The organism is Paenibacillus sp. GXUN7292, assembly GCF_050864975.1.
Classification (GTDB): Bacteria; Bacillota; Bacilli; order Paenibacillales; family Paenibacillaceae; genus Pristimantibacillus.
In genome coordinates this window covers 242,711-269,376 of record NZ_JBOZWO010000001.1, presented here as the reverse complement: position 1 = coordinate 269,376, position 26,666 = coordinate 242,711, and the positions used below count along the sequence as shown (strand labels likewise).

Annotated in this window: 26 protein-coding genes; 4 read left to right on the top strand and 22 right to left on the bottom strand. The window is 45.4% G+C overall.

Going from position 1 to position 26,666, the window contains the following annotated elements; translation table 11 throughout:
* Window positions 1-55: 55 nt before the first annotated feature.
* From ACRRU2_RS01175 to ACRRU2_RS01130, 10 genes are all read right to left on the bottom strand, one after another.
* The gene (locus ACRRU2_RS01175) at window positions 56-2,344 is read right to left on the bottom strand and encodes a penicillin-binding transpeptidase domain-containing protein (RefSeq protein ID WP_432499702.1); all 2,289 of its coding nucleotides are present in this window, start codon (window positions 2,342-2,344) and stop codon (window positions 56-58) included.
* 11 nt (window positions 2,345-2,355) lie between these two features.
* Window positions 2,356-2,763: a cell division protein FtsL gene (gene ftsL / locus ACRRU2_RS01170; protein WP_331699308.1), complete on the bottom strand. Its 408-nt coding sequence runs from the start codon at window positions 2,761-2,763 to the stop codon at window positions 2,356-2,358.
* Between the two features lie 12 nt (window positions 2,764-2,775).
* The gene (gene rsmH / locus ACRRU2_RS01165; RefSeq protein WP_432499701.1) at window positions 2,776-3,726 is read right to left on the bottom strand and encodes a 16S rRNA (cytosine(1402)-N(4))-methyltransferase RsmH; all 951 of its coding nucleotides are present in this window, start codon (window positions 3,724-3,726) and stop codon (window positions 2,776-2,778) included.
* Window positions 3,727-3,757: 31 nt separating this feature from the next.
* Window positions 3,758-4,195, bottom strand: coding sequence for a division/cell wall cluster transcriptional repressor MraZ (gene mraZ / locus ACRRU2_RS01160; protein ID WP_331699306.1), 438 nt, complete (start codon window positions 4,193-4,195; stop codon window positions 3,758-3,760).
* Window positions 4,196-4,330: 135 nt separating this feature from the next.
* Window positions 4,331-5,290, bottom strand: a complete 960-nt coding sequence (locus ACRRU2_RS01155) for a DUF4349 domain-containing protein (RefSeq protein WP_432499700.1) — start codon at window positions 5,288-5,290, stop codon at window positions 4,331-4,333.
* Window positions 5,291-5,486: 196 nt separating this feature from the next.
* Window positions 5,487-6,749 carry an adenosylhomocysteinase gene (locus ACRRU2_RS01150; protein ID WP_432499699.1) on the bottom strand — a complete coding sequence of 421 codons (1,263 nt, stop codon included), beginning with the start codon at window positions 6,747-6,749 and terminating at the stop codon, window positions 5,487-5,489.
* Between the two features lie 32 nt (window positions 6,750-6,781).
* Window positions 6,782-8,422 carry a bacillithiol biosynthesis cysteine-adding enzyme BshC gene (gene bshC, locus ACRRU2_RS01145; protein ID WP_432499698.1) on the bottom strand — a complete coding sequence of 547 codons (1,641 nt, stop codon included), beginning with the start codon at window positions 8,420-8,422 and terminating at the stop codon, window positions 6,782-6,784.
* 135 nt (window positions 8,423-8,557) lie between these two features.
* Window positions 8,558-8,953, bottom strand: coding sequence for a DUF3397 domain-containing protein (locus ACRRU2_RS01140; RefSeq protein WP_331699302.1), 396 nt, complete (start codon window positions 8,951-8,953; stop codon window positions 8,558-8,560).
* A gap of 5 nt (window positions 8,954-8,958) precedes the next feature.
* Entirely contained in the window at window positions 8,959-9,942 is a 984-nt protein-coding gene (locus ACRRU2_RS01135; protein ID WP_432499697.1) for a ketopantoate reductase family protein, read from the bottom strand.
* Between the two features lie 145 nt (window positions 9,943-10,087).
* Window positions 10,088-10,750, bottom strand: a complete 663-nt coding sequence (locus ACRRU2_RS01130; protein ID WP_331699300.1) for an RsfA family transcriptional regulator — start codon at window positions 10,748-10,750, stop codon at window positions 10,088-10,090.
* A gap of 265 nt (window positions 10,751-11,015) precedes the next feature.
* Between ACRRU2_RS01130 and ACRRU2_RS01125 the strand changes: the two genes are divergently transcribed.
* Entirely contained in the window at window positions 11,016-11,252 is a 237-nt protein-coding gene (locus ACRRU2_RS01125; protein WP_331699337.1) for a DUF2626 family protein, read from the top strand.
* 214 nt (window positions 11,253-11,466) lie between these two features.
* Here ACRRU2_RS01125 and ACRRU2_RS01120 read toward each other — a convergent pair whose 3' ends face one another.
* On the bottom strand, window positions 11,467-12,630 hold the full coding sequence (locus ACRRU2_RS01120) for a class I SAM-dependent methyltransferase (RefSeq protein ID WP_432499696.1): 1,164 nt from the start codon (window positions 12,628-12,630) through the stop codon (window positions 11,467-11,469).
* 81 nt (window positions 12,631-12,711) lie between these two features.
* Here ACRRU2_RS01120 and ACRRU2_RS01115 point away from each other — a divergent pair, with 81 nt between their 5' ends.
* Entirely contained in the window at window positions 12,712-13,818 is a 1,107-nt protein-coding gene (locus tag ACRRU2_RS01115; RefSeq protein ID WP_432499695.1) for a coiled-coil domain-containing protein, read from the top strand.
* 32 nt (window positions 13,819-13,850) lie between these two features.
* On the opposite strand, the gene ACRRU2_RS01110 is transcribed toward ACRRU2_RS01115, so the two are convergent.
* Entirely contained in the window at window positions 13,851-15,140 is a 1,290-nt protein-coding gene (locus ACRRU2_RS01110; protein ID WP_432499694.1) for an ABC transporter substrate-binding protein, read from the bottom strand.
* A 230-nt stretch (window positions 15,141-15,370) separates the two neighbouring features.
* The gene (locus tag ACRRU2_RS01105) at window positions 15,371-16,702 is read right to left on the bottom strand and encodes a PhoH family protein (RefSeq protein WP_432499693.1); all 1,332 of its coding nucleotides are present in this window, start codon (window positions 16,700-16,702) and stop codon (window positions 15,371-15,373) included.
* Window positions 16,703-16,804: 102 nt separating this feature from the next.
* On the opposite strand from ACRRU2_RS01105, the gene ACRRU2_RS01100 reads away from it, so the two are divergent.
* Window positions 16,805-17,344: a YhcN/YlaJ family sporulation lipoprotein gene (locus ACRRU2_RS01100; RefSeq protein ID WP_432499692.1), complete on the top strand. Its 540-nt coding sequence runs from the start codon at window positions 16,805-16,807 to the stop codon at window positions 17,342-17,344.
* Window positions 17,345-17,637: 293 nt separating this feature from the next.
* Here the strand turns inward: ACRRU2_RS01100 and ACRRU2_RS01095 are convergent, their stop codons facing one another.
* From ACRRU2_RS01095 to ACRRU2_RS01070, 6 genes are all read right to left on the bottom strand, one after another.
* A complete protein-coding gene (locus ACRRU2_RS01095; protein WP_331699294.1) occupies window positions 17,638-18,690 on the bottom strand; it encodes an LCP family protein in 1,053 nt (350 codons plus the stop codon).
* Between the two features lie 11 nt (window positions 18,691-18,701).
* Complete coding sequence (locus ACRRU2_RS01090; RefSeq protein ID WP_432499691.1) at window positions 18,702-18,980, bottom strand: hypothetical protein; 279 nt, start codon at window positions 18,978-18,980, stop codon at window positions 18,702-18,704.
* Window positions 18,977-19,291, bottom strand: a complete 315-nt coding sequence (locus ACRRU2_RS01085) for a YlaH-like family protein (protein ID WP_432499690.1) — start codon at window positions 19,289-19,291, stop codon at window positions 18,977-18,979. The genes ACRRU2_RS01090 and ACRRU2_RS01085 overlap by 4 nt, the downstream gene beginning before the upstream one ends.
* An 88-nt stretch (window positions 19,292-19,379) precedes the next feature.
* On the bottom strand, window positions 19,380-21,221 hold the full coding sequence (typA, locus tag ACRRU2_RS01080) for a translational GTPase TypA (RefSeq protein WP_432499689.1): 1,842 nt from the start codon (window positions 21,219-21,221) through the stop codon (window positions 19,380-19,382).
* Between the two features lie 52 nt (window positions 21,222-21,273).
* On the bottom strand, window positions 21,274-21,756 hold the full coding sequence (locus ACRRU2_RS01075; protein WP_331699290.1) for a hypothetical protein: 483 nt from the start codon (window positions 21,754-21,756) through the stop codon (window positions 21,274-21,276).
* A 165-nt stretch (window positions 21,757-21,921) separates the two neighbouring features.
* Window positions 21,922-22,575 (bottom strand): TerC family protein, encoded by a 654-nt coding sequence (locus ACRRU2_RS01070; protein WP_432499688.1) that lies wholly within the window; start codon window positions 22,573-22,575, stop codon window positions 21,922-21,924.
* 152 nt (window positions 22,576-22,727) lie between these two features.
* On the opposite strand from ACRRU2_RS01070, the gene ACRRU2_RS01065 reads away from it, so the two are divergent.
* On the top strand, window positions 22,728-23,420 hold the full coding sequence (locus ACRRU2_RS01065; protein ID WP_331699288.1) for a TerC family protein: 693 nt from the start codon (window positions 22,728-22,730) through the stop codon (window positions 23,418-23,420).
* 16 nt (window positions 23,421-23,436) lie between these two features.
* Here ACRRU2_RS01065 and thiI read toward each other — a convergent pair whose 3' ends face one another.
* From thiI to ACRRU2_RS01050, 3 genes are all read right to left on the bottom strand, one after another.
* Window positions 23,437-24,657 (bottom strand): tRNA uracil 4-sulfurtransferase ThiI, encoded by a 1,221-nt coding sequence (gene thiI / locus ACRRU2_RS01060; RefSeq protein ID WP_432499687.1) that lies wholly within the window; start codon window positions 24,655-24,657, stop codon window positions 23,437-23,439.
* Complete coding sequence (locus tag ACRRU2_RS01055) at window positions 24,658-25,806, bottom strand: cysteine desulfurase family protein (RefSeq protein ID WP_331699336.1); 1,149 nt, start codon at window positions 25,804-25,806, stop codon at window positions 24,658-24,660. It lies immediately after the preceding gene.
* A gap of 132 nt (window positions 25,807-25,938) precedes the next feature.
* Complete coding sequence (locus ACRRU2_RS01050; protein WP_331699335.1) at window positions 25,939-26,655, bottom strand: lytic transglycosylase domain-containing protein; 717 nt, start codon at window positions 26,653-26,655, stop codon at window positions 25,939-25,941.
* Window positions 26,656-26,666: the final 11 nt, after the last annotated feature.

Below are 26,666 nucleotides of genomic sequence, written 5' to 3'. Positions count from 1 at the left end.
GAGTATCTGCAAAGCCATAGCTATAACGTTACATGAAATTGCAAAACGATAAAGCCTAGCCATTATTGTTAGCAGCGGATGAGTCTGCTTGCCCGCTTTGCCCATCCGCATTTTCTTCATCGGATTGATCCGTTTCTTCTTCGTCAGCTTCAGCATCTTCTTCTGGAGGCACGTAGCTTTCATAAGCTTCCGAACCGACTGGCGGAGCTAATATAACTTTTAGCTGACGCACGCCGCCCTGCTCCGTAAGCTTCTGCGAAACGACATAGCCTTGCCCCTCTGCTGAAAGCTTCACGCCTATAATCGATGTAATTTCCAAAGAATCTCTCAATGAAACGCCAGTTAAATCAGGGACTGCTAAATTTTGCTCTTGCTCTGTAATTAAATAAATTTTTTGTGTCGGATGAACAGACGATTTGGCAGCTGGAATCTGCTTGATGACTGTCGAGCCGTTGCCTACGATTTCGAAGCTCATCGCTTGGCCTTTCAGCTCTTCCTTGGCAAAGCCGACCTTCATCTTCGTAACGTCAGGCACAATCACTCTTGCTTCCTTTTTATCGCCTTCTGTTTGCTCATTCGTAGTCCACTGCTGCTGAACGCCCATCTTGCGAAGGCTCTTAAGCACAATTTCCTTAAATGCCGGCGCTGCAACTTTACCGCCGCCCACCATCGGATTATTCGGCTCATCCACCACGACATAGACGACAATTTTTGGATCCTCTACAGGCGCATAGCCAATAAATGATACCACATATTTATTGGCAGAGTACTTGCCATTTATTGACTTCTGAGCCGTACCTGTCTTTCCGGCAACACGGTAGCCTTCAATGTATGCGTTTTTCCCTGTTCCTTTATCCTGATCAGATACAACCTGCTCCAAATATTCGCCTACCTGGCGCGATGTTTCCTCCGATATAACTTGACGGATAAATTCAGGCTCTCTTACGGTAGTTGTGTTTGTTGCTACATCTGTAACTTCTTTAATGATTTGCGGCTTGTAGAGCTTGCCGCCATTGGCGACCGCAGCTACTGCTGCTACCTGCTGAAGCGGGGTAACCTGTACGACCCCTTGACCAAATGTTGCCGATGCAACATCGCCCGGCCAGTGGAAATCAATCGTACCAGCCAATTCCCCGCCCAGCTCAACACCAGTCTTCTGGCCAAAGCCGAACCGCGAATAATAATCTCTCAGCACCTCTTTGCCAAGACGCTCAAAGCCTAGCTTTACAAAAGCGACGTTACTAGAGTACTTCAGTCCGTCGAGAAAAGAGATCGTTCCCCAGCCTACTTTATTATGCTCGCGAATCACTCGTCCGGGCACTTTTATTTGTCCGGATTTGTACATTTCCTCCGGATCAAATACACCTTCTTCGACTGCTGCTGCCAGTGTCATAATTTTAAAGGTTGAGCCTGGCTCATAAAGCGAGCGCACGGCATGATTATAGTAGCTGGCATAATCGCCTTTCCAGTATTCATTAGGATCGTATTCAGGAATATTAGCCATCGCCAAAATTTCCATCGTGTTAGGATCAACTGCAATGGCGGTCGCACTTTTTGGAGAGTATTCTTCGCCGATTTTACGCAGCGCCTCTTCGGCATAATGCTGAATATCGTTATCTATCGTCAGCTTAATGCGATTTCCATTTTTTGCTTCCTTATACTCCACATCGCCTTGGGCCAGCTGTACGCGCTGACCATCCTTCAGATATTTGATATAGCCGTCTTCACCTGTCAGCTGCTTATCAAAATAAGATTCAATGCCTGTTTTTGTTTCGCGGTCCAGCGTAATGTAGCCAACCAAATGAGAAGCAAGATAATGCCTCGGATAATAACGCTTCAGCGTTTCCTGCAATTCAATTCCACTGCTAAGCAGCTTCTTTTCTTTTTTAAAACGTTCCTTCAGCTCATTGCTGAAGGCTTTAATCTCATCGGCTACAGCCTTATCAATTTGCCAGCCGCCCTTGCGGAGCTCGCGCTGGACGAAATATGTACCGTCATCCTTTTTTGCCGTAATTTGCTCCATCAGTTCTTCTTTTGGCCGATCAAGCAGCTCATGCAGTTTTTCCGCAACCTCATTGGCAATACCCGCCTCATTAATCGCTTTAGGATTTAACAATACATTGTAGGCAATCGTATCCATTGCCAGCATATTTCCATCCCGATCCGTAATTTCTCCCCTTTTTGCTTTAAAAATGTCTGATCCTGACCATCTCGATTTGGCGATATCATACCACTGAGCGCCAACTACAACCTGCACATAAAAGATTCTGCCGATAAGTACGAGAAAAAGGAGGGTCATGATCCCTCCAAACAACAATGTACGAACTTTAATTTTTTTCAGCATAAGCCTTCACCCTATTCACGCATTGCGGATTTCACAGCATCGCCAGAGCTGCTCGTTTTCACGTTGATTCCATCAAGCTTCGTTGCCATCCCCTGCATCTCAGCCATTTTGCGGATCCGCTCAGGATCGCTCAGCATTTCCACCTGACGCTTCAGCTCTTCCATCTCTACATTTAAAGTTTGATACTGTGTATTCAGCTTTTTCATATTCATATTCATATCATAAATTTGCGTATAACGGAAAATGATGACAGCCGCCACGGTTACACACAGCACTATCGTGAATAAATACAGCAGCTTCTCCCCTACTGGCAATGATTTGCGTTTTACGACGACCTTCCTCGTCTCGCGATATACTTCTTCCTGATCATTTTCTTTTCTTTTTGGCTGCAATGCCAAGTTACCGTTGACGTATGCCATCCTCAATCCCCCTTATAATTTTTGTGCGACTCTCAGCTTAGCTGACCTGGCCCGCGCATTATGTTCAATCTCCTCTTCAGATGGCAAGATTGGCTTGCGATTGACTAATTTCAACAATCCTTTATTGCCGCAAACACAAAGCGGGAAATCAGGCGGGCAAGTACACTTCTCTAAATATTTTGCAAATATTTGCTTACAAACGCGATCCTCCAGGGAGTGGAAGGTTATAACAGATATCCTTCCTCCTGGTGCAACACATTTCACCGCTTGCTCCAGCGCATCCTCTTCTGCGCCAAGCTCGTCATTGACTGCGATACGGAATGCTTGGAATGAACGGCGGGCCGGATGCGGACCTGTTCTGCGCGTAGCGGCCGGAATGGCATTTTTCACGATTTCAGCAAGCTCGCTTGTGCTTTTAATTGGTGCTTCGCTTCTATGCTTGACGATGGATTTAGCAATCGAACGCGCAAATTTTTCTTCTGCATAACGATCCAAAATAATTGCTATTTCCCGTTCATCCCACTCGTTGACGATTTCATAGGCGGTGAGATCGCCTTCCTGATCCATTCGCATATCAAGCGGAGCATCCTGATGATAGCTGAAGCCTCTTTCCGCTTCGTCCAGCTGAGGGCTGGATACGCCAAGATCAAATAAGATGCCGTCCACTTGCGGCAGGCCGTCACGAACCGGAACGCCGCACTGCAGCAGCTGCTCCTGCAAATACCTGAAATTGCTTCTGACGAGCGTTACTTTATCCATATAAGATGCCAATCTAACCCTCGCATTGTTCAGCGCCAGATCATCCTGATCGAAGGCGATCAGCCTGCCCCCTGCTCCAAGCCGGGATAAGATAAGCTCGCTATGCCCCGCTCCGCCCAGTGTGCAGTCTACATAAATACCGTCAGGCTTTATATTCAGCCCCTCGACCGCTTCCTCCAATAATACTGTTGTATGCTGAAACATGCTTTGGTCCTCCTAAATTATGTCGATCAGCCTAGAAGTTAAAATCAAAATCTACCAGCTTCTCTGCAATGTCATTAAATGCTTCTTCAGACTGCTTGTAGTAGCTGTCCCACGTTTCCTTGCTCCAAATTTCCACTCTGCCCGATACTCCAAGCACCATGCAATCTTTGTCCAGCTTGGCGTAATCGCGCAAATGCGAAGGTATATTTACCCTTCCCTGTTTGTCGAGCTCGCATTCAGTCGCTCCGGAGAAGAAAAAACGTGTAAATGCCCGCGCATCAGATTTCATAAGCGGCAATGATTTAAGCTTTTGCTCCATCACTTGCCATTCACTCATCGGATACACGAATAAACAGTTGTCGAGGCCTCTAGTTGTAACGAAGGAGCTGCCGAGCGCTTCACGAAATTTGGACGGAATAATAAGACGGCCTTTGTCATCGATGCTATGTTGATATTCGCCCATGAACATTTCGCTCCACTCCCTCCCCCTATTACACCACTTTACCCCACTTTTCCCCACATAGCTAGTTTTATTCGCCAAACAAAATAAAAATCCTGCTAAAATGAGCAGGATTTCATAAAATAATTGATCAGGTTAATTAAATTAGTTTTCTTTCACATCTTCGTCGCTGCTTTCCTCTGAATCCTCTTCCTCGTAAAAGGAAGCTGCATTTTTTCTTTTCCTTCTAATCAGCCATATCGGTACAGCGATAACAGCTAAAATAACGATAATCGGAAAAGCGCCGATCAAAATAACGATAATCATTTGAATCGCTTCCCAAACAAATGTTATGCTGCTTTGCCAAGCTTCTGTTATTCGCTCGCCTAATGGGTTTGAATAGCCTGCCAGGCTCGCTGCAGACTGTTTCGCTTGGAAAATGCGGAGATTAATCGTAGAGAAAGAAACGTTGTTGTCCAAATATCGGATCCGGCCCTTTATTTGCTCCATTTGCTCCTGCACTTCACCGAGCCGCTGTGAAAACTCCAGCAAGTCCGAAGCTGTGCTAGCCTCGCCCATCATGGCAAGCAGCCGCTCTTCAACAAGCTCTCTTGCCTTCAAGCGCGCTTCCAGATCTACATATTCTTCTGAGACATCCTTCCCGCTTACATATTGATCGAATTTACGATTTTTAATCATGGACAATTGATTGATAAAGGGCATAAATTGCTTGGCAGGCACTTTAATGACATAGTTTGACCGTAGCTCACGTTCGGTTTGCGTATCGCTGAACTCAAGCAAATATCCTTCGCTTTGCTGGATCGCTTCTTTCAATGCTTCTACTGCCTTATCCAAATCCTCCACTTGCATAGTTAGATCAGCATTATAAATAATTTTTTGATGCATGCCTGTCAAAGGAATAGTGTCGCTGGAGCCCGCCGCTTCCCCAGCCTCCTGCAAACTCTCGCCAGCCTTCGCTTCATTGCTTAAAGCGATATTTTCGCTCTGAGTCGAGGAATCCGAATTGCTGCTTGAGCATGCTGCAAGTAGTAATATGATGCCTATTATACTCATACACCCTGCAAACAATCGACTGAACTGTTTTCTTTTTCTATACCTGTTCATGTTATTGCCCCCCATTATATAATAAATAATTTGCCATTACACTCCATAACGAGATAGGACTGGAAAATGTTTCTGATGAAAACGTAAAAACAAGGATCACAATCAGGCAGCCGGGCAAGAACAAAAAAGCACAATTCCGGGAGGTTACTACCCTCTCAAAATTGTGCTTTTCATGTTATACGATTTAAAACGCTAATTAATTTTCATTCCAGCTGTCCAGGTATGCCGATTGCTCCGCGGTCAGCTTATCAATACGGTATCCTAGCGATTGCAGTTTATAGCTGGCCACTTGCTGATCCAGCTCGTACGGCACATTGACAACCTTGCTGCCGATTGCTTTATATTGATCATTTACATATTTCAGCGACATCGCCTGCAGCGCGAAGGTCATATCCATAATTTCCGCAGGATGGCCGTCTCCTGCCGCCAAATTCACCAGACGCCCTTCTGCAAGCAAGTAAATGCTGCGGCCGTCCTTCATTTTGTATTCTTCAATATTGCGGCGAACAGTGCGTTTTTCCGTCGACATCGCTTCCAGCTCAATCTTATTGATTTCAACATCGAAATGGCCGGCATTGGATAAAATCGCTCCGCTTTTCATCACCTCGTAATGCTCGCCGCGAATGACATCGCGATTGCCTGTTACGGTAACAAACATATCTCCCAGCTTGGCAGCCTCAAGCATTGGCATAACGGCAAAGCCGTCCATGTAGGCTTCAACTGCTTTAATCGGATCAATCTCAGTTACGATGACATTGGCGCCAAGGCCTTTGGCACGCATAGCAACGCCTTTTCCACACCAGCCATAGCCGACAACTACAACCGTTTTGCCTGCTACAACGAGATTAGTTGTGCGGTTAATGCCGTCGAATACAGATTGGCCCGTACCATAACGGTTATCAAATAAATATTTGCAATACGCATCGTTAACAGCTACCATCGGGAAACTTAGCGAGCCGTCCTTTTCCAAAGCTTTCAAGCGGATAATGCCCGTCGTCGTTTCTTCCGCGCCGCCACGTACATTTACGCCATATTCCTTATATTCGGTATGAAGCAGCGTAATAAGATCGCCGCCATCATCAATAATAAGATCCGGCTTTGACTCCAGCGCTTTAACATTAAGCGCCTTGAATTCCTCCGGGCTTGGATTGTACTTGCCAAACACAGTAATGCCGTCCTCTACTAATGCCGCACAAATATCATCCTGCGTAGATAGCGGATTGCTGCCTGTAATGGTAACCTCCGCTCCCCCTGCTTGAACAACCTTTGCCAAATAGGCGGTTTTCGCTTCAAGATGCAAGGATATCGATACTTTAAGCCCTTTGAACGGCTGCTCCTGTTCAAATTGCTCGCGAATGCGGTTGAGCACTGGCATATGAGACTTCGCCCATTCTATTTTGAGATGGCCCTCTGCTGCCAATGATGGATCTGCAATTATGCTATTAATAACCGAATTCATGATTCATCCTCCAATATATAATAATCTTCATTTTATAAATAGGCGATTTGATGCCCGCCGCAAAGATTATAAGGCTGCTCCAGAAGCTCCTGCAGCCACTCTTCTCCATAGCGGTTCCAATAACCTGCCATCGTAAGCATGCGTTCCTGCAGCTTTCCCGAAGGCATAATCGACAAACGAATGCGGTCAAGCTGTCTCACTGACGCTTCGTACTGCTTGTTGTGAGCATCGATCGTTTTTTGCTCCATGTACGTAATTTGCTCCAAAATTTTGCTCATGTTCGTGTCGCCAAGCTTGGCAAGGCCCGGTTGGATAGACGCTGCCGTATTAATAATCGGCTCATAGCTGCTTTTGAACTGTTCCTTGACACGTTCGAATTGCTCAGCCAAATTTAAATTGTCCTGCTCCTTTAGCCAAGCAGCCTTTCTCTCTTCAAAACGCTCTAGCACATCCTCAAAGGAAAGCTCATATTTCGCCATATTTTTGGCTACTATTCCTTCCACAAGCGTAAAGGAGGAACGCGGCACGATAATCGGCAGCTCCATCCCCGCTTTACGGAACGCTTCCGTTGTAATCGCCCAATAAGCAATTTCACCAGGACCAAGCACCGTCCCTAAAACAGGAAATAAAAATTGCTGCATCAGCGGCCTGGTAAGCACATTATTGCTCAGCAGTTCAGGCGTCTCCTTCGCTACTTGCAGCAGCTGCTCCTTCGTCAGCTCGAAGCGGCCCTTGCGGTCCGCAATGCGTTCTTCCTGCTTGTATAGCAGGACTCGCTCCCCATTAAGCTCAGGATGGAACATAAATAGATTCATGCTGCCTTCAGAAAGCTCAGCCTGCAGCGGATAGCCCAGCTCGCCTACCTGCCTTGCCGCTGCAGCATAGGCATGCTCCAGCTCGTCATTCTGATTGATCATCCAAGCGAACATCGAGCTTTCAAGCTGCCTAATGCCAGAATGATCTGCATCCATCATTACTAATCCTTCGTTGCGGAACAGATGGCTCATTATATTGGCAAACATATCAGATAAAGAATGGGATCGCTCTGCCATCTCTTCAAGCCGCTGCATCAGCTCTTCTTTGAATTCGGAGCCCGGCAATGCCTGATCGAGGTTTTGCAGCTGCTCAGCCCACTGCTCGGCTGTAATTATCGTCCGGCTTACCGAAGTTCTCGGTTCCGCGCTTCTTGCAATCGTCAGCTTCTTAAGCTCTTGCTCAGCCGATATCAAGTAAGTATGATTCACTTCATCCCAATCATGGTCCTCGCCTGCTATCCAAAAGACAGGCACGACCCGCTTCCCTAGCAAATCACTCGCCTTCTTGGCGGCGCCAACGATTGATACCGCTTTATGTATGACAAGCAGCGGGCCAGTCCACAAGCCAGCCTGCTGGCCGCCAACAATTACGGGCGCCCCTTCAGCAATAAGATCGATAGCATGCATAGCAGCATCGCCAGCCATCAAATTACGGTTGTACTCTCTCAACACTTTTGCAAGCTTATCCTTCGGCGCACGCAGCCGCTCTTCCTGCTGCAGGCTTGCCAATCTTTTATGCCAATCCTGCTCGTTGCCAGGATAATATCCAAATATATGTGCTAATTGCGCATCTGTCTGATGCGTATATGCCTCTGTCAATAGCTGGGCACTTGGCAGAGTATAGGGTTCTGTTTTCATGACGCAGTTAGCATCCCCTTGCTCTTTTAATTTTTGTCATACACTTACGTCATTGTACACAAAAAAAGTACAGTTAGTCAAAACAAAAAACGCCCCCTGTCAAATTGACAAGCAGCGATTTTACTTTATGACCACTTATATTTTAAATAAAAATTTGCTTAAGACGATCGGCAACAAAATAATATAAAATACGCTCATCGCAAAAAAAGTGAGTCTCCAAACCATCGTCGCTATTTTTTTCGCATCTACTTTACCTCGTTTGCGGAACTGGGCATTACCCAGCAAGCCTCCGCCGATAAGCATAATCAGCAATATGCCATAAATCCCGAATTGGTTGCCAAAAGCCATATTGAATAAAGCAGCAACGACACCTATTAAAAATATAGTTGAAATATCCATCGCCAGCCGCATCGCTTTTTTTCTATCTCCAGTAAATAAGCTATAGCAAACAAGGACAGTAAAGAAAGGTACAACTGGTATAATAGCTATTATTGCATAAATCGTATGTAAATAATTCCACAGCTGCCCCATCGCCGTCACTCCCTTCTTAAACGAAATGATTCTACTAGTACAGCAACTGCTTTATTAACAGGCGCCTCTACACCAGCTGAGTGCGCCAATTCAATAACGGCGCCATTAATAGCTGCAATTTCAGTAGTACGGCCAGCGCGGACATCACTCAGCATGGAAGATATGTTGCTTGCTGTAAGCTCGCATACCCGTACGACCATTTCCCAGCCGCTTGCCGCATCGATGCCGAGGCCGCACTTTTGTAATATGTCGCTAGTTTCTTCATATAGCGTTTTCATTAAAGATATACGATTGCTTGCCAGCAGCAATTCGCCATTAGGAACATCAAAAATAGCGGTCAACGGATTAATAACCGCATTGACGAGCAGCTTTTGCAGCATGCGATTGTACATGTCATTCGACAAATATGCCGAAATTCCTGCCTTTTGCAGCATATTGGCTAGCAAAATTTGTGAATCGGGCTCTAGCATTTGAAGTTCTCTGCTGCCTTCAGCAGTTTCACTTATCCATACCTCGCCAGTCCCGGTATGCTGGACCGTGTAAGCATCATATTTCCTGGCGCCTTCAGTTGTAATAGCCGCATAGATCCGGCATTCAGGCAGCGATTTGCTAAGCCACTGCAAATGCCCGAAGCCGTTTTGCAGCGCAATAACGGAAATGTGACGGCTGTCCATCCCTCTCGTTAGCTCCTGTAAGTCTAGTGCCAGCTCAGTACTTAATTGGGTTTGCTTGACGCACAGCAGCAGCCAGCGCATATCCTGCCCGAACTTCTTCATAGTCTGCGAACGGACAGCCAAGCAGTGCGCGCGAACGGTCAAGCCCTCAGCTGCAACCGAGCCGTCCACGGCAAGCAGCTTTAATCCGTGCTCATTAATCAGCTCGGCCTGCTCCTCAGTACGGGTCCAAAGGTTTACCTGAAAGCCAGCGCCAGCCAATCTGGCCGACAATAACAAGCCTATAGAGCCGCCGCCTACAACATCTATCAACATTGAAATCGCTCCTAGTATTTCCACAATCTCGCTATGCGTATTATATACTTTTATTAAATTAAAATAAACGGCTCCAAAAGAAAAGCCCGCATTGCCATTTCGAGGCATTGCGGACTTTTCTTTATAGCTAGCACTACAATGAGAACTATTCCATTCTTTCCAGATTACCATTTGCGTCCATTTTAAAACGCGGCTTTACTTCATCCTCATGGGACAACACAGTCAATCTGCGCGCTCTGTCCATAATTTGAATTAGCGTTTTATAATCATCATTAACTGTCCGGTAATCAGTCTGCACATTACTTACTTCCTTGGACAATTTTTCGTTCTCAGTGCGCAGGCGGTTCAGCTCATCTTCCTTCTCTTTCAAATCCTTTTCGAAAAACTTAATTTGCCTGGATAAATCTTGATAGGTTGTTTTCCAATTTCGTAGAAAACGAATAACCGCATCAATGGATAAACCTTCATCCATCGAAACAGAATGGATCGCATCCTGTTTGAAGCTGCTGCGTTCTTCCGTTTCAAAAATAGCAACCGAAGATACCTGAGGCGTTGCTGAATACGATTGCTTTTTAAAGTAATTTCTTTTTTGTCTTTGCTGCTTCGCTATTTGAATAGCTTCTCCATACTTTTTACGGACATAACTGTTCCAGCGAAAGCCGCAGGCTGCCGGCGTCCTGGCTATTCTTTCCCCAACCTCTTCAAATGCCGCTAACTGAGTACTGCCCTCTCTAATATGGCGTAAAGTAACCTCGGCAAGGACTAAATCGTCATCCGGGCTCCACGCATCTTGTCTGACTGCTGTCATGCAACAAATACCTCCTAACGTAAAGGCGCTTACTTTATCTCTATGCCCTTGGTAGAGTTCATAGAATCTATTGGATACTATTTTGTATATCCATTTTGCAAATTAATCATACATACTTCGTCCAATCTTTGAGCAAACTATGTATAATGTAAGTAATCCGACTAAAAGTTTGCGATTTTGTCATGCTTTCATGTGGACACTATATCGTTACGAAGGTATAATGAACTTTAGAAAAATCGGCAAGCAACGAAAGGGGGATGGTATCGTGGCACGTATGTATCGAGTACTTGGTTTTTTCTCACTAGTGATCGGGCTGATGGCATTCGCAGGTGATTTGTACGAATTTGCACTGCTTTTCTTTGCACAGGCCGTTGCTTTCGTTTTTCTAGGTTACTTGAACTTCTCAGAAAAAACGTATATTTATATGTTCTGGGGATATATGGTAATTTCATTTGTAGGATTTACCTACTGGTCGGTATTCAAAATGAGCTTGCCGTTCTAAAGGAACAAAGATAAACGGCTTCGCTGTCCTTCGGACAGGCGCGTTTACCGATGAAATATAAGAACACGTATAAGGTGAAACTTATACTTTCTTATATTTACAAAGGGAAATATATACATATTTCCAAATGAGGCTATTCCAAATAGGTCTAAAGACCATTGGGATAGCCTCATTTCCATTTATGCGCCTAATTTTATACAAACTGGTCTTATTCTTATTTCTCCAATATAATCACTTTAAACAGCTCGCTCATTTGATCGCTGAGGAGCAGTTGTCGAATAGCCCTGTTTTTGCGATTCGCTTCGCTGAACGGATTCTCATCTGTCGTGTCGGCCAGCATTTCCAGCAAGCCGTTATCGATCAAAAATTGCTTTTGTGAATTATAATAGCTTACCTTGAATCCTGACTGTTCAGCCGCATGACGTATGGAAGTAAAGCAAACCTGTGCAGTAATATCCTGCTGTCCCGCCCATAAAAAAGGCTGATCGCTAGCCAAATGACGATGATAGCACATCAATGTTCCGTTCATGCGATATTCTGCTGTAAATTCCTCGGCTTCATGGCCATAATCTATCAGGATAAGCTTTCCTTTCCGCATATGCCGAAAAATTTCTAGCAGCCATGCCTCCGCATCCAGGTTTACTTCCGTTATTTGCCCTTCATGCAGCTTAATCCTGTCACGTTCCAGCAGCTCCACAATGGCTGGGCTGGAGAGCGGCATGTACATGTAGCGGAAGCCTTTCTCCTCATCGCTCGTGACACCCAGCTCCACAAGCTTGTCCCCCATCCGCTGCACGCGATGAATGGAAAAAGCATCCAGCAGCTCATTGGCAATGATGATAGCCTTATCCGTGCCTGCAAGCAGCTCCCAGCCTTGTGCAGACGCTGCGATATGCTCCGCCTGTATCCAAGTACTAAGCCGGCTTTGCTGCTGCGCCGCTTGCCGATGGGCAGCATGATCATCAATAAGCCAGTGCTTTAGCCGTATCGCTCCAATGGGATCGATGCGGTTTGCTGCCTCAGCCATTTGGAAGGAAAGCTTGCCTGTGCCGGCTCCCCACTCGATTACTGCCAGCTTTTCCGCGCTGCTTGACAGCTCCTGCAAACAATTGGCTGCCAGTATCTCAGCGAAAATGGTGCCGATCGCAGAGCTTGTATAAAAATCGCCCATCTTGCCTATACGCGTCTCACCGCTCATATAATACCCATACATAGGATCGTACAGGCAGCTTTTCATATAGGTGTAAAACGTAATTCCTTTTGCCGGTATCTGCTCATTATTTTCGTTATAACGCCATCCCTGCAGCTGCGAGCTCTCGATTTGTTTCATCAATTGTTCAGCTAGCTTCGTGTGGCCAAAATTATCATTTTGTTTCATCTCATTATTCATCCTTCTTCATTTGTAGGATATAATAGATATATTTGCCGCATAGAATAATAGCCGAGGAGGAGGTATCCGTTGAAGCAAATAAATTATAAACCGTTATTCATTATACTGCTCGCCGCCTTCACTTTATGTACAGCCTTGTTTCTGCGGCCGCCTGCTCTGGCTGAGCAGCAGCCTTTTGAAGCTGAAGACAGCGGCACTCAGGCTATTTTAGAGAAAAGCTTATCTCTGATAGAAATTGATAAAGAAATTGACAGGATTCAAGAGGAGAAAGAGCTTCTGCTATTATCGCTTGACGAAACAGAGCTGCTCCTTGTCCAGCAGGAAGCTGAGCTGTCGGACAAGCAGGAGCAGGCAGGCAAAGTGCTGCGTGCTTATTACATGGGTGATCGGGATTTTGTCTATGCTGCCTTAGTTTCTTTCGAATCGCTGCCCCAATGGTTTCAAATGCTTGATTTTATAGAAATAATATTTGCTAGCGACAAAAATACGCTTATCCAGTACGCCAATAAATATGATCTGCTTAAGGAAAATAAAAATAAGCTCGAATCGAGACAGCAGGAGCTGATCCTGCTGGAAGAGCAGCTGCATGAGCAGCGCAGCCGTGTATTGGCGCTTGAAGCCGAGGTTGCCGATGAGCTGAAAAATAGATCGGATGCAGAACGCATTCTGCTATTGATTAAACAGCTAAGCGACCATTGGAACACGCAAGGCGTCGAAGCTGTCCGCCAATATTTTCAAGCCTTGGCAAACGCAATGAGCGAGCTTCCAGGCTGGATTCAAAACAATAAGCAATTGCTGGAAAGCAAAGGATTAACGTATACGATAACGGTACCGGATACCGATTTAAATGCCTTTTTGCGCGAGCAAAATCAAATGTTCAACCACTTCGTATTCGAATTTGCCGATGGGCAAATTATTGCCAAAGGTAAAAATGAAGAAATTGAAATTAGTGTAACCGGCCATTATAGTATTGAAGAAAAGCCTAAAAACGGAATTATATTTCATGTAGATAAGCTCATTTTTAACGGTTTCCCTCTGCCAGACACGACTCGTAAGCAATTGGAGAAAGATTTTGATCTCGGCTTTTACCCGCAGCTGATCATTTCGTTCCTCAAGGCAGATGAAGTGAAGGTAGAGGACGGCAAGCTTATTATTAAGCTAAGCATCGCTTTATAAAATGAAAAAGCAGCCTCATCTTCGTACTGAATTCAAGAGGCTGCTTCTTTTTGCTGTTTATTGTAGGCACTGATAGAATGTAGTAAAGCATCGGCATCCTCCAGCCAGCGCTGCTGCCAATCTTCCCAATAAATAAGCCATTGCGGATCAAGACGGGAACTCTTATGCTCGGCAGGCTTCTGGTTCAAGCGATTGAGCCAGTCAAACTCCCTGCTGAACTTGTCTTGCTCCCAGTAGTCCATCTCCTGCAATGCGGTTACCGTAGTAGGCAGGAAGCGGAAAGATTCATGCAGTTGCTGCTGATGAGACAAGTCAGTCAGCGCTTGAATCCATTTCATAGCTTCCTTGTCATGTTTCGTTCTGGAGGAAATAACAAAGCTCTGACCGTTCAGCCATGGATATATAATAGACTCCTCATCAACGATTAGCTGTTCCTTTACACTGCTGTTCAAATACATATATTCATTCCAAGGCAGCACGGCTGCAAGCAGATGTCCGTTGGCAAATGCCTGTCCTACTTCTTTGCGATCTGAGGTTTGCAGCAGTAGATTATGCGCTTCAAACTGTCTTAGGTCATTTATTTGCTCATACTGGCGGCTGGACCATGTTTTGAGATGAAGCACATTATCCTCTTCAGATTCGAATTTGCCTAGCAGCGGCAGCAGTTGAGTGAAATCATCCAATTCAACCGCAAATAATGGCTGATCAGCTGCAGCATCCAGGCTGTCTGCGGCTTCCACCCACTCCTTCCAGTTTGAAGGCGGCTCCGTCCATCCCAGCTCAGTCAGCAAAGCCTTATTCCATAGCAAAATATTAGGATTGAGCATTCTTGGCACACCCCATAAATAACCGTTCCATCTGAGCGCATCCAGCACAGCCGGAAGCTGGTCTGCAAGCACATCGCCTGCCATTATACTGTCTACGGGCTTCAAGTAGCCTTGAATGGCAAACTGCCTGACCCAGCTATTGTCCAGCAGCATAATATCCGCCGTTTTTCCTAATGCATGCTGCTCCGACCATCGTTCATATGCATATTCCGAACTATTATCATTGCTTAAGTAAACGTTAATGCCTCTTGTATACTTCATAAATTGCTCATTCATCAGCCGCAGCTGCTCAAATTCCTCCGATGTTAAGGAAACGTTTACAAAAAGATCTACCGGCTGCTCCGCTGTAATTTGGCCTTGAATAGGCAAAGCAGGCAGATGATGCATTTGATCTACACCGCGCGACCATTTAATGCTGCGAGAGCTTGGAATTAACAATAACGCAATAATGAGCAGCGCGCCTATAACGAGTGGCGCAAACTTCCGTACTTGCACAGCCTCTTCCCTCCAGCTCTATCATATGCGTATAGAATAACAGTAATTGTCCGATATGTCCAAGCACATATTTCGAACAAACAAGGATAAACGGCTCCGCCGTCTTTTGGACAGGCGCGTTTACCGATGAAATATAGGAACATGTATAAAGTGAAAACTTATACTTTCCTATATTTTAAAATAACAGACGAAACCCGCCTTCAATCGGCAGCAGGTCCCGTCTGTTCGGTTTAAAGCAGATCAGCAGCTAATTGGGCTAATCGGGAGCGTTCTCCTTTCTCCAGCGACATATGTCCACTGATGCTTTCTTGTTTAAAGCTTTCAATAATATGCGTCAGCCCGTTGCTGACGGCATCGAGATAAGGATGGTCAATTTGCTCTGTATCGCCCATTAAAACAATTTTACTGCCTTCTCCTACTCGCGAAACAATCGTTTTAACCTCATGCCTTGATAAATTTTGCGCTTCATCAATAATAATGAACTGGCCAGGAATGGACCTGCCGCGAATATATGTGAGCGCCTCCACTTGAATGCTGCCCATGCCAAGCAATATTTTATCGATATCGCCTGTTTTTTTCGTATCAAATAAAAATTCCAAATTATCATAAATCGGCTGCATCCAAGGCCTTAGTTTTTCTTCCTTTTCTCCCGGCAAATAACCGATGTCCTTACCCATTGGCACTACTGGTCTTGCTATTAGCAATTTTTTATATTTATGCTCGTCCTCCACCTTCATTAAGCCCGCTGCCAGCGCCAGCAATGTTTTTCCGGTTCCTGCCTTGCCTGACAAAGTAACAAGCGGGATATCATCATTAAGCAGCAGCTCCAGCGCCATTCTTTGCTGCGCGCTTCTCGCGCTGATGCCCCATACGGGATCATTGCTCAAATAAAGCGGTTCTAACCGGCAGCCATCCTGGCTTACCTTGAGCAAAGCAGATTTGGAAGTGCCGATTTCATCTTTAAGAATGACAAATTCATTGGGTCTGAGCCTGCCCTTCACCGGTATCATCGCGACAGGTAAAAACCGATTCGAATAAAATTCATCAATAACAGACGGGTGCACATAAATCGTTCCGTAGCCTGTGTAGCCATCGCTTGAAATGACCGATTGGTCCGGCAAATAATCTTCAGCCAGCAGCCCCAGCACATCGGCTTTTATGCGAACGAGCACATCTTTGCTTACAATGACAACCTGGCGTTTATCCGCCTTATCCTTTTGTTCCAGTTGATAATTCAACGCTACAGCTAAAATGCGATTATCATTCGATATTTCGCTAAACAAGCTTTGGACGCGCTCAAAGCTGCGATGGTTCAATTCAACCTTTAAAATACCGCCTCCTGGCAAAGCAATGCCATTATGCAAATGCCCCTGTTTGCGAAGCGAATCCAGCAATCTGGAAATATGCCGCGCATTGCGGCCCAGCTCATCGGCCAATCGTTTTTTGGAATCAATTTCCTCTAGCACAACCGCAGGAATAACAACCTCATGATACTGAAAGGAAAATATGGCTTGCGGATCATGAAGCAGCACATTAGTATCTAGCACGATTATTTTTTCCATCTAAATCCTCCTACCGTCTAAATTACTATTGCGTACATATCCTATCGCTTGACGGGCAAACTATGGATGAAAGAAAACTCACATGTAAGAAGAGGTGGATACATGTACAAATGGCTTGCTTCACTTATTATTATTGCTGCTGCGGCTACCGGCTGCACAACTGCAGCTAACAAAGAACCATCACCCTCTCCACAGCATAATCAATCTATACGGGCAAAGCAGTCTGATGTCAAAAAAGAAATTACTGATCCCAAGCAAGTTTCCGCTCATTTGGAGCAGATTGCTATGTCAGTCAATGGCGTACAGAACGCCCATTGTGTCGTATTTGGCAATACAGCCATCGTTGGCATTGATGTGGATGAAAAGCTTGAGAGATCTCGCGTCGGCACTATAAAGTATTCTGTGGCCGAGGCGCTTCATAAGGACCCTTATGGTATCGATGCGCTTGTGTCAGCAGATATCGATATTGCTGAACGGCTTAGAGAAATCGGTAACGATATTCGCGCCGGCAACCCTATAACAGGCTTTGCTGAAGAAATGGCAGATATTATAGGACGAATTATTCCTCAGCTCCCGCGCGACATTATCGTTCCAGATCAAGCTGAAACCGGCGGTCAAGACGGAGCTGTTGCTAATTATTAGAATATGCTCCTAAAGACGCTTCGGAACCTACCTTGTCCGGATGAAAAAAATGTGCTCCCAGCTTTATTTCAGGAAGAGAAGCAACATTGTTTGGGGCTGGTGGTTTATGGATGAAATTCAAGTGAAAATCTCAAAAAAGCCTAGTGAGCTTCACTAGGCTTTTTATATGAACAATTACAGTCAAGCGTTTATAGCAATGCTGAGCTCCCATATTGTTTGTCCTCCCTACTGCCGCCCGTAATGCAGCTGCAATTATACGACTATACTTGAAGTATATTAAGGGAAGTGGTTGTTCATTCTGCCATATTTGCCTTTAAGGCATCGCTGGCTTCTTTTACGCTGTCATTATTCAAGTAAACATAAGGGCTCTTCCATGTTCCAGCAACGGTTATAAAAGTAATATCAGAGCGTTTGACATTATAATAAGTCGAAAGCATATTTTTAATTTCGCTCTCTGGCATATCCATCTTCATATTGTTGCCTACAGCATCAATTAACGAGCCGATTTTCATCATTCCGCCAAAAGACATCGCTTTATCAAAAATAGCGCCGACTACTTCTCCCTGTCTGCGATTTCGGTCAAAATCGCTTGACATATTTTTGCCATCCTTCGATTGTCTGTAACGGACAAAATCAAGCGCTTCTTTGCCTTTTACTATTTGCCGGCCTTTTTCCAAATTAATATTGGTACCGTCATAGCTGTCTGAATAAACCATACGCATATCAACATCAACCTCAATGCCGCCAAGAGCATCAACAACATCGGTAAAGCCTTTAAAATCGATAATAGCACTGTACTTAATATCGATGCCAAACAATTCTCCCAACACATCACGAACAGCACTCATGCCGGCTAGCTCGGCTTCCTCCTGCGGAAGCTTTTTGTTTTTGGCATTCATGTAGAAAGCTGCATAAAACGCATTAGCTTTGCGAGCTTTATAGCCTTTGGCCGACAGCTTCGAATCCCTTGGCAGCGACACGACGACGACTTTCTTCGTTTTGGGATTGAGAGAAGCGACCATCATAACGTCTGTGTTAAGACCGCCGCCCTTCACGCCGGCAGGGCGCTTATCCAAGCCCATCAGCACTATTGCGGTCGGTTTGACCTTGACTGATTCAGAGGCTGTAACTTTACCGATAAGGTTACCTAACGATCCGATCTGCCCAAGCGCTTCCGACGACTTATGTAGCACATATCCTGCGCCAGCCCCAGCTAGAAGCAATATTCCGACGAATAAAAGCAAAAATATACGCAAAAGCGGTCTTTTTTTCTTTGTTTTTTTTAATTGCTTCGCCTTCTGTGGACTCGACTTTCTAGGAGGAATTGGTTCATACTCGACGTTCATTTGTTCCACCTTCAAGCTTCATTGTATTTAGGATTCGCATTGATATCAGCCAATAGCTGTCCAGCGAGCTCTTGTCGAAACTGTTTATGATGAACTGTGCCATCAAGCTCATATTGAACTAAATACATATTATCGCCTGAATCATTTACACTGAAATGACTGATACTGAAATCCTCTTGTAAAATTTGTTCAAGAAACTGCAGCGTTTGTTCCGCTGCTCCATCATGAGGCCTCGCCATGGCGACAACTTTAATTTGCAACCAATTGAATAGAGCCTCCTCCAGCTTCATTGCTGATCCTGCCTTGGCTGCTCCAGGCTGCTCTTTTTCGCAGAATTGCCTTTCCACTTGTCATACATTTGTCTGCCGCGCAGCATAAGCATCATAGCGACGGCAATAGCCATACATTGAATAATCGGAAGCTTATCTATCTGCAATATAGTTAATATAAACGATCCTATCAAAATCAAAATATAGACTAAAATTTCCTTAAGAATCGGCAATTTTTGCTGCGGCCGGAAAACCGAATTGAAAATAAAAATAGTAAAGGCAACAATTAAAATATAAGATATAAGCATATGCTCACTCAGCCATGCTTGCATATTTACATAACCTCCACTTTTATGTTAAGACACGCAATCAAGGATAAACGGCTTTGCCGTCACTAGAACATTATGGAACAGTCCGGCGTTAAACGCCGGACTCTGCCATTTTGCGATGCTTTTCTGCTCTTTCGCGTTCGCTTTTTACTAGAATTTTTTTGCGAAGACGAATCGATTTGGGAGTTACCTCGCAGTATTCATCGTCATTCAAATATTCCAAAGCTTGCTCAAGAGAGAAAATCCGCGGTGTCTTCAGCTTGACTGTATCGTCTTTTCCAGTTGATCGTACGTTGCTTAGATGCTTTTCCTTGCAAATATTAACGATAATATCGCTATCGCGGTTATGCTCGCCTACGATCATGCCTTCGTAAATTTCGGCTCCTGGCTCAAGGAACATCGTACCGCGATCCTCAACGCTCAGCATGCCGTAGAAGGTCGATACGCCGTTCTCGCTGGCAACGAGCACACCTTGATGGCGGCCGCCTACTGACGAGCCGGCAAGCGGACCGTAACTGTCAAAAACGTGGTTCATAATGCCGTAGCCTCTTGTGAGCGTCAAGAAGGACGTGCGGTAACCGATAAGTCCGCGGGCTGGTATCGTAAATTCAAGACGAACCTGTCCATTGCCATGATTGACCATATTAAGCATTTCAGCCTTTCTTGATCCCAGGCTTTCCATTACAGCTCCCATGCTTTCTTCAGGCACATCAATAAGCAAACGCTCATACGGCTCCTGCTTCACGCCATCGACTACTTTAATAATAACCTCCGGCTTGGATACTTGCAGCTCAAACCCTTCACGGCGCATATTTTCTATAAGAACGGTCAAATGAAGCTCTCCGCGGCCAGACACGATAAACGCATCCGGGCTGTCTGTTTCGTCGACACGCAATGCAACATCCGTTTCCAATTCTTTAAGCAGACGCTCGCGCAGCTTTCTTGAAGTCACCCACTTGCCTTCACGTCCGGCAAACGGGCTGTTATTAACGAGGAACGTCATTTGCAAAGTCGGCTCGTCAATTGTCAGTACAGGCAGAGCTTCAGGCTGATTAGGGTCAGCAATCGTCTCCCCGATATTGATCTCGCGAATGCCGGCAATGGCAACGATATCGCCTGCTCCTGCTTCCTGAATCTCAATACGCTTCAACCCTTGAAAACCGTACAGCTTCTCGATACGGGCTTGCTTAATGCCGCCTTCTCGCATCATTACCGCTACAGCTTGCCCTTGGCGGATAATTCCGCGGTTGACACGGCCGATGGCAATTCTTCCAACATACTCATTATAGTCGAGCAGCGTAACCAAAAACTGCAGCGGCTCGTCGACTTTTTCCTGCGGAGCCGGAATATGCTCGGTAATGGTATCGTACAGCGTCATCATATTTTCATCCTGCTGATCTGGATCGAGGCTTGAAGTTCCCATCAATGCAGATGCATAAACAACAGGGAATTCAAGCTGACTGTCGCTGGCTTCAAGCTCGATGAACAAATCAAGCACCTCATCGATTACTTCAGAAGGCCTTGCATTTGGACGGTCAATTTTGTTGACGACGACAATCGGAGTTAGATTATGCTCAAGCGCTTTGCGCAGCACGACCTTCGTTTGCGGCATACAGCCTTCAAAAGCGTCTACAACAAGCAATACGCCATCAACCATTTTCATAATTCGTTCCACCTCGCCGCCAAAGTCAGCGTGACCAGGTGTATCAACGATATTAATCAAATAGTCTTTATACGTGATGGCTGTATTTTTTGCCAAAATAGTAATACCGCGCTCACGCTCCAGATCATTGGAATCCATTGCTCTTTCTTGGATAACCTCGTGCTCCCGGAATGTCCCTGACTGCTTAAGCAGCTGGTCAACAAGAGTTGTCTTGCCATGGTCTACGTGGGCAATAATTGCGATATTACGAATATTTTCTCTTTCTTGCATAAAAGTTAATCCACACTCCATCTTTATAAGTCTTGAAAATTATTGTGATCAATTACCATCGTTTACGGCTGCTGATTGTCAGCCAGGCGCCTGCTCCAATAAGTGCGGCAGCAATTACATAAATGCCCCAGCTCCACATTAAAGCAATTACGAAAAACAATGCTGAAGCTGCAGTAAGTGCGATCGCTGCTGTAAAAACAATCTTTGGAACTGACGAGCCAAACAAATAATACTCGTACAAGCCAGCCGCAACGCCAAATATAAACAAAGGCCATAAAAACTTCAGGCTATCCCAACCGAATATGTTGCACAAAATAAACAGCAATGAATAGACTACAAGCACTCCACCAGGTACTAGCATATATGCTGGCACTAATCTGCCGAAATACAGTACATGAATTAGTATACCGGGAATCAACACGAGCAATGGCCAGAAAATTGCACCAAGAAAGCCAAAAACTCCTGCTTTACCAAGTAAAATAATTACTCCGACAATCAGCAAAATGATACCAGCGGAATATTTGTTTTTTGGCATTAGCTCCGCTCCTTACAGCGTCAGTCGCATTTGACGAAAGACGACAGTTTTTATCTCTATTAGTTTATAGGAACTGAGACAAAAATACCAGTGCAGCGAACAGAGAATCACAAAAAAAAGCCGCAGAGATTGCAGGAAGGCGGCTAATTTGTTCACATTTTTTTCTTAAATTAACTTTTTTCTCATAATTGCAATGATGAAAACGAGCGGCACACAAAGCAGCGGAATGAGCTCCTGCAGCGTTTTTTCGGCAAAAAATGCAATTTGAACAATAGCCTTGTCCTTTATAAGCATATCTCCTGCTGTGTAAGCAAGCATCCCTGCCCCAATGTAGGCCAGAGCAGGAAATTTATGCAGCAAAGTTGTAAACAGGCTGCTGCCCCATAATATAATCGGAATGCTTAAAATAATACCCAAAAAAATCAAGATTATATCACCGCCTGCAATTGCAGCTATTGCAATTACATTATCAAGGCTCATGACAACATCTGCCATAACGATTGTCGCTACTGCTTGGCGAAGCGTTTTGCCCCCGCCCTTCACATTCACTTCATGACCGGAATCAGCAAGCAGTTTAACAGCGATAACGATTAAAAATATGGCGCCTGCAGCCTGCAAATATGGAATTTTGAGCATTTGTATGGCGGCAACCGCTAAAATACAGCGCAGCGCAATCGCTGCGCCCGTCCCCCAAAACAGAGCTTGCTTTCGCTGCTGCTTGGGCAATCCCTGGCTGGCCATTGCAATAACGATAGCATTATCTCCGCTGAGCAATAAATTAATGAGCATTATTTCTAGAAATATGATTGCATGATCCACGTTATTCCCTCCCATACTAAGACGTATGTACAAGCATGAATCATTATGTCTGACGACAAAATTTTTCTAATAGCACCATCTGTATCTTCCCGAAGCTTCCATTTTGTTGTATTCTTCATTATGTAGAAATAATGAAAGGGGGTTAAATCTAAGTGGATTTTTTCTCGGCCGAATTTTTCACTGCTTTGCTGACTATCATATTTATCGATTTAATACTGGCCGGGGACAATGCAATCGTCATCGGGCTAGCAGCTAGAAATCTTCCCGCGGAGCAGCAGAAAAAAGCTGTTATCTGGGGAACTGCCGGAGCTGTAGGCATTAGAATAATAGCAACACTTCTTTTTGTTAAATTATTAGCTGTTCCATGGCTGAATTTAGCAGGCGGATTATTGCTGCTTTGGATTGCTTACAAACTTGTTGTGAAGGAAGATACACACGACGATATCAAGGCGGGCAATACGCTTATGCAATCGATCAAAACAATTATCATTGCCGATGCAGCCATGGGCATTGATAACGTGCTTGCCGTAGCAGGCGCGGCGAACGGCCATTTGCTGCTAGTTGTTATTGGTCTCATTATTAGTGTTCCGATCGTAGTATGGGGCAGCACCTTGTTTATCAAGCTGATCAATCGTTTCGAATGGATCGTGTATTTAGGCTCTGCCGTCCTTGCTTTTACAGCCGCAAAAATGATTACACACGAAAAAGTGTTTACTGACTTTTTCAGCAATAAACTTTATTATTGGGTATTCATTGCTATTATGATTATTATTGTTATTAGCCTCGGTTATTGGACAAATACCCGCACTAGCAAGCGGGCAGCAAAAAAACAGGCTTCCACCTAGGAGCCTGTTTTTTTGATTAAAACCAATTGTCCTCGCCCGCCGCTTCAGCAGCTGTTACCGAATCCGGTGAAAGCAGCAGCACCTCAGTCGTTTCGATCGCTTGCTCAAGCATTTCCTCCAAATTGGCAATCGCTGCTTCTTGCCCCTCTACAACTCGCAAATTTGGGTTTGTGCTAGGTGCTTTTGGAATGAATAAAGTGCAGCAATCCTCGTAAGGCAAAATCGATGTTTCATACGTTCCTATTTTTTCAGCAATATCGATTATTTCCTGCTTGTCCATCATAATCAGCGGCTTGATCAGCGGCAGGCTTGCCGCTCTGCCAATCACATTCATGCTCGATAACGTTTGGCTTGCTACCTGGCCAAGGCTTTCACCTGTCACGATGCCTTTGGCGCCGTGCTTGAGCGCCAGACGCTCTGTAATTCTGAGCATTGCCCTTCTCATTAACGTAATCAGCAAGTGATTTTGCTTGGACTGCGCCAGCGTTGTTTGAATTTCAGTAAAGGAAACCATGTGCAGCTTCAAAGGTGCTCCACTGTAATAGGACAATCGCTTTGCCAGCTCAATGACTTTATCTTTAGCCTGCTGGCTAGTATAGGGATAGCTGTGAAAATGTACAGCCTCTATCTCAAGCCCCTTGCGCAGCGCCATATATCCAGCCACCGGGCTGTCGATCCCACCGGAAAGCAGCAGCATTGCTTTGCCATTGGAGCCGAATGGAAAGCCGCCAGCAGTCGGAATTACCTCACAAAAAATATAAGCCGCCTCTTGTTGAATATCGATGCGCAGCTCCAGCTCCGGTTTTTTCACATCAACGCTAAGCTCCGGGAACTGGCGTAAAACAGGAGCGCCTATCAAATGGCACATTTCCTGAGAATCATGCGGAAACTTCTTCCAAGCGCGCTTAACACTTACTTTAAACGTACGCGGCGGATTCGGCTGGGCATGCATCAGTTGAAGTGCTGTTGCTTCAATCTCCGCCAAATCCGGTTTGCAACTAATAACCGGACTGAGTGATACTAATCCGAAGATGTCCTTCAATCTGGCTATAACCGGCTCGTGCTCAGTGCCATTCAAAATAACGTAGAGCCTGCCAAACGTGTGCCAGTATGTCAAATTTTCATAAGAACGAAGCTTATGCTTGACCTGATTCAGCATTTTTCGTTCAAAAATATTGCGATTACGGCCTTTCATCGTAAGATCGCCATAACGAAGCACGATTTGATCATATTGCATTTACCTGTTGCTCCTCTCCAAATGGGACAAATTCGATACAGTAAGCCGCAGCGCGCTGAGCAGCGTATCTACATCCGCTTCTGTATGCTCATCGCCAAAGCTGATTCTAACGCCGCTGGCAGCAGCACCTGCTTCGGCGCCCATCGCAAGCAAAATACGGCTCGGCTTTTCTTCCTTGGAAGAGCAGGCAGATTTAGTCGATGCCATAATCTGATGCTGCTCCAGCATATGAATCATAACCTCAGGCCTCATGCCGGGATATGAAAAATGCACAATATGCGGCGCAAGCGGCTGTTCGCCATTAAGCTTAAGTTCTGGTATTTCAGCAATGCCGTCACGCAGCCTGCTGCTAAGTTTCCGGTATAAGCTGGCATTCTCTTTTCTTGACTCCATTGTCAACCTTACCGCTTTGGCTGTGGCTACAATCGCCGGCACATTTTCCGTTCCTGCCGCCAGACCTTCCTCCTGTGAACCGCCGGTTCTAAGCGGCGCCAGCTGTACGCCGCAGCGGACATAGAGCAGGCCCACTCCTTTTGGACCCCTCAGCTTATGCGCTGATCCGCTTAGCAAATCAATGCCATATTCTTCTGGCCAAATATCCAGCTTGCCTATACTTTGCACCGCATCAACATGAAATAAAATTTTCGGATATTGTCGCAGCAGCTGTCCAATTTGCTCAATTGGCTGCACAGCTCCGACCTCGTTATTCACATGCATAACACTAACGAGAATCGTTCGCTCTGTAATCGCCTCCTGCACTTGGTCAGCGGTAATATGCCCTCCAGCGCTAACAGGCAAATAAGTTACTTCAAACCCCTCCTGCTCGAGCCTGCGGACAGTTTCGAACACAGAAGGATGCTCTATCGACGTCGTTATAATATGATTCCCTCGATTGCGATAATGATAAGCCGCACCTTTTAGCGCAATATTATTCGATTCTGTGCCGCCTGAAGTAAACAGCCATTTGCCGCCAGACGTACCGAATAGCTTGGCTATCAAAGCGCGCGACCGCTCAATAAGCTGGTTTGCTTCTACGCCAAGCTTATGCATGGAGGATGGATTGGCATAATGCTTCTTCATCACCTCATACAAGGTTTGTATGACCTCATCATAGGGTGGCGTAGAAGCTGAATGATCAAAGTAAAGCATAATGTCACCGCCTTGTTGTAAAAATAATGAATGAACAGTTTCCGGAGATTTGCAAGCTGTCCAGAAATCGAAAAAAATCATTGTTGTAAACCGCCATCTGCTGCGGAACACAACAATGATTGTCAAGCAAGCTTATTGCCAAGCATTCATTACTTTAGAAATGTAGCGCTGTGTTTCCTGCGGCAGCAGCTGAAGCCGCTCCTGCAGCTGCTCTTCTGTACGGATGCCAAGCCGGTCTACCCGGCCAGGCCCTGCGTTGTAGGCAGCAAGCGCAAGAGGCGCCTGTCCATCATATTTGCGAAGCAGCATCGCCAAATATCTCGTTCCGCCCTCTATATTCTGAACAGGATCAAAAGAATCGGCTACGCCAAGTCCTCTTGCCGTTCCATCCATGAGCTGCATCAGCCCCTTGGCCCCGGCGTGGGAAACAATAGCGGCATTATAGCCGGATTCCACCTGAATCACAGCGTGAATAAGATCAGAGTCTATATTATACTTAAGTGCAGCCTGTTCGATAATCGAATCATACTTCGTTTCTTCGCGAGGTGTCCTGTCTGATATGCCTAACTGATTCAAATGCGTCCACAAAGGATTATAGCTGCTTAAGCCGCTCATTCCGTTCAAGCCGGGGCTTGCTTCAGAATAACGATTCATTATGCTGCTAGTGCTGTTATTCCAAACAGAAGGCTGCTGAGACATCTCGCTGCCCAGCATCATTTGAAACAATGAGGCTATGCCAGTGCCGCTGTCCTGCCCTTGCTGATTGGAAGCAGATAAAAAATTAACGCTTGGCGTCATGTATTGCAGCAGCAATGATTTCATGATGCGCGGATCCATGCCGATGTCCATGCTCAAATCTT

Coding starts and splice junctions, on each gene's coding strand:
- ACRRU2_RS01175 (WP_432499702.1), bottom strand. CDS start 2,344: ATGCTGAAAAAAATTAAAGTTCGTACATTGTTGTTTGGAGGGATCATG.
- ftsL (WP_331699308.1), bottom strand. CDS start 2,763: ATGGCATACGTCAACGGTAACTTGGCATTGCAGCCAAAAAGAAAAGAA.
- rsmH (WP_432499701.1), bottom strand. CDS start 3,726: ATGTTTCAGCATACAACAGTATTATTGGAGGAAGCGGTCGAGGGGCTG.
- mraZ (WP_331699306.1), bottom strand. CDS start 4,195: ATGTTCATGGGCGAATATCAACATAGCATCGATGACAAAGGCCGTCTT.
- ACRRU2_RS01155 (WP_432499700.1), bottom strand. CDS start 5,290: ATGAACAGGTATAGAAAAAGAAAACAGTTCAGTCGATTGTTTGCAGGG.
- ACRRU2_RS01150 (WP_432499699.1), bottom strand. CDS start 6,749: ATGAATTCGGTTATTAATAGCATAATTGCAGATCCATCATTGGCAGCA.
- bshC (WP_432499698.1), bottom strand. CDS start 8,422: ATGAAAACAGAACCCTATACTCTGCCAAGTGCCCAGCTATTGACAGAG.
- ACRRU2_RS01140 (WP_331699302.1), bottom strand. CDS start 8,953: ATGGGGCAGCTGTGGAATTATTTACATACGATTTATGCAATAATAGCT.
- ACRRU2_RS01135 (WP_432499697.1), bottom strand. CDS start 9,942: ATGTTGATAGATGTTGTAGGCGGCGGCTCTATAGGCTTGTTATTGTCG.
- ACRRU2_RS01130 (WP_331699300.1), bottom strand. CDS start 10,750: ATGACAGCAGTCAGACAAGATGCGTGGAGCCCGGATGACGATTTAGTC.
- ACRRU2_RS01120 (WP_432499696.1), bottom strand. CDS start 12,630: ATGAAACAAAATGATAATTTTGGCCACACGAAGCTAGCTGAACAATTG.
- ACRRU2_RS01105 (WP_432499693.1), bottom strand. CDS start 16,702: ATGGAAAAAATAATCGTGCTAGATACTAATGTGCTGCTTCATGATCCG.
- ACRRU2_RS01100 (WP_432499692.1), top strand. CDS start 16,805: ATGTACAAATGGCTTGCTTCACTTATTATTATTGCTGCTGCGGCTACC.
- ACRRU2_RS01095 (WP_331699294.1), bottom strand. CDS start 18,690: ATGAACGTCGAGTATGAACCAATTCCTCCTAGAAAGTCGAGTCCACAG.
- ACRRU2_RS01090 (WP_432499691.1), bottom strand. CDS start 18,980: ATGAAGCTGGAGGAGGCTCTATTCAATTGGTTGCAAATTAAAGTTGTC.
- ACRRU2_RS01085 (WP_432499690.1), bottom strand. CDS start 19,291: ATGCAAGCATGGCTGAGTGAGCATATGCTTATATCTTATATTTTAATT.
- typA (WP_432499689.1), bottom strand. CDS start 21,221: ATGCAAGAAAGAGAAAATATTCGTAATATCGCAATTATTGCCCACGTA.
- ACRRU2_RS01075 (WP_331699290.1), bottom strand. CDS start 21,756: ATGCCAAAAAACAAATATTCCGCTGGTATCATTTTGCTGATTGTCGGA.
- thiI (WP_432499687.1), bottom strand. CDS start 24,657: ATGCAATATGATCAAATCGTGCTTCGTTATGGCGATCTTACGATGAAA.
- ACRRU2_RS01055 (WP_331699336.1), bottom strand. CDS start 25,806: ATGCTTTACTTTGATCATTCAGCTTCTACGCCACCCTATGATGAGGTC.
- ACRRU2_RS01050 (WP_331699335.1), bottom strand. CDS start 26,655: ATGGACATCGGCATGGATCCGCGCATCATGAAATCATTGCTGCTGCAA.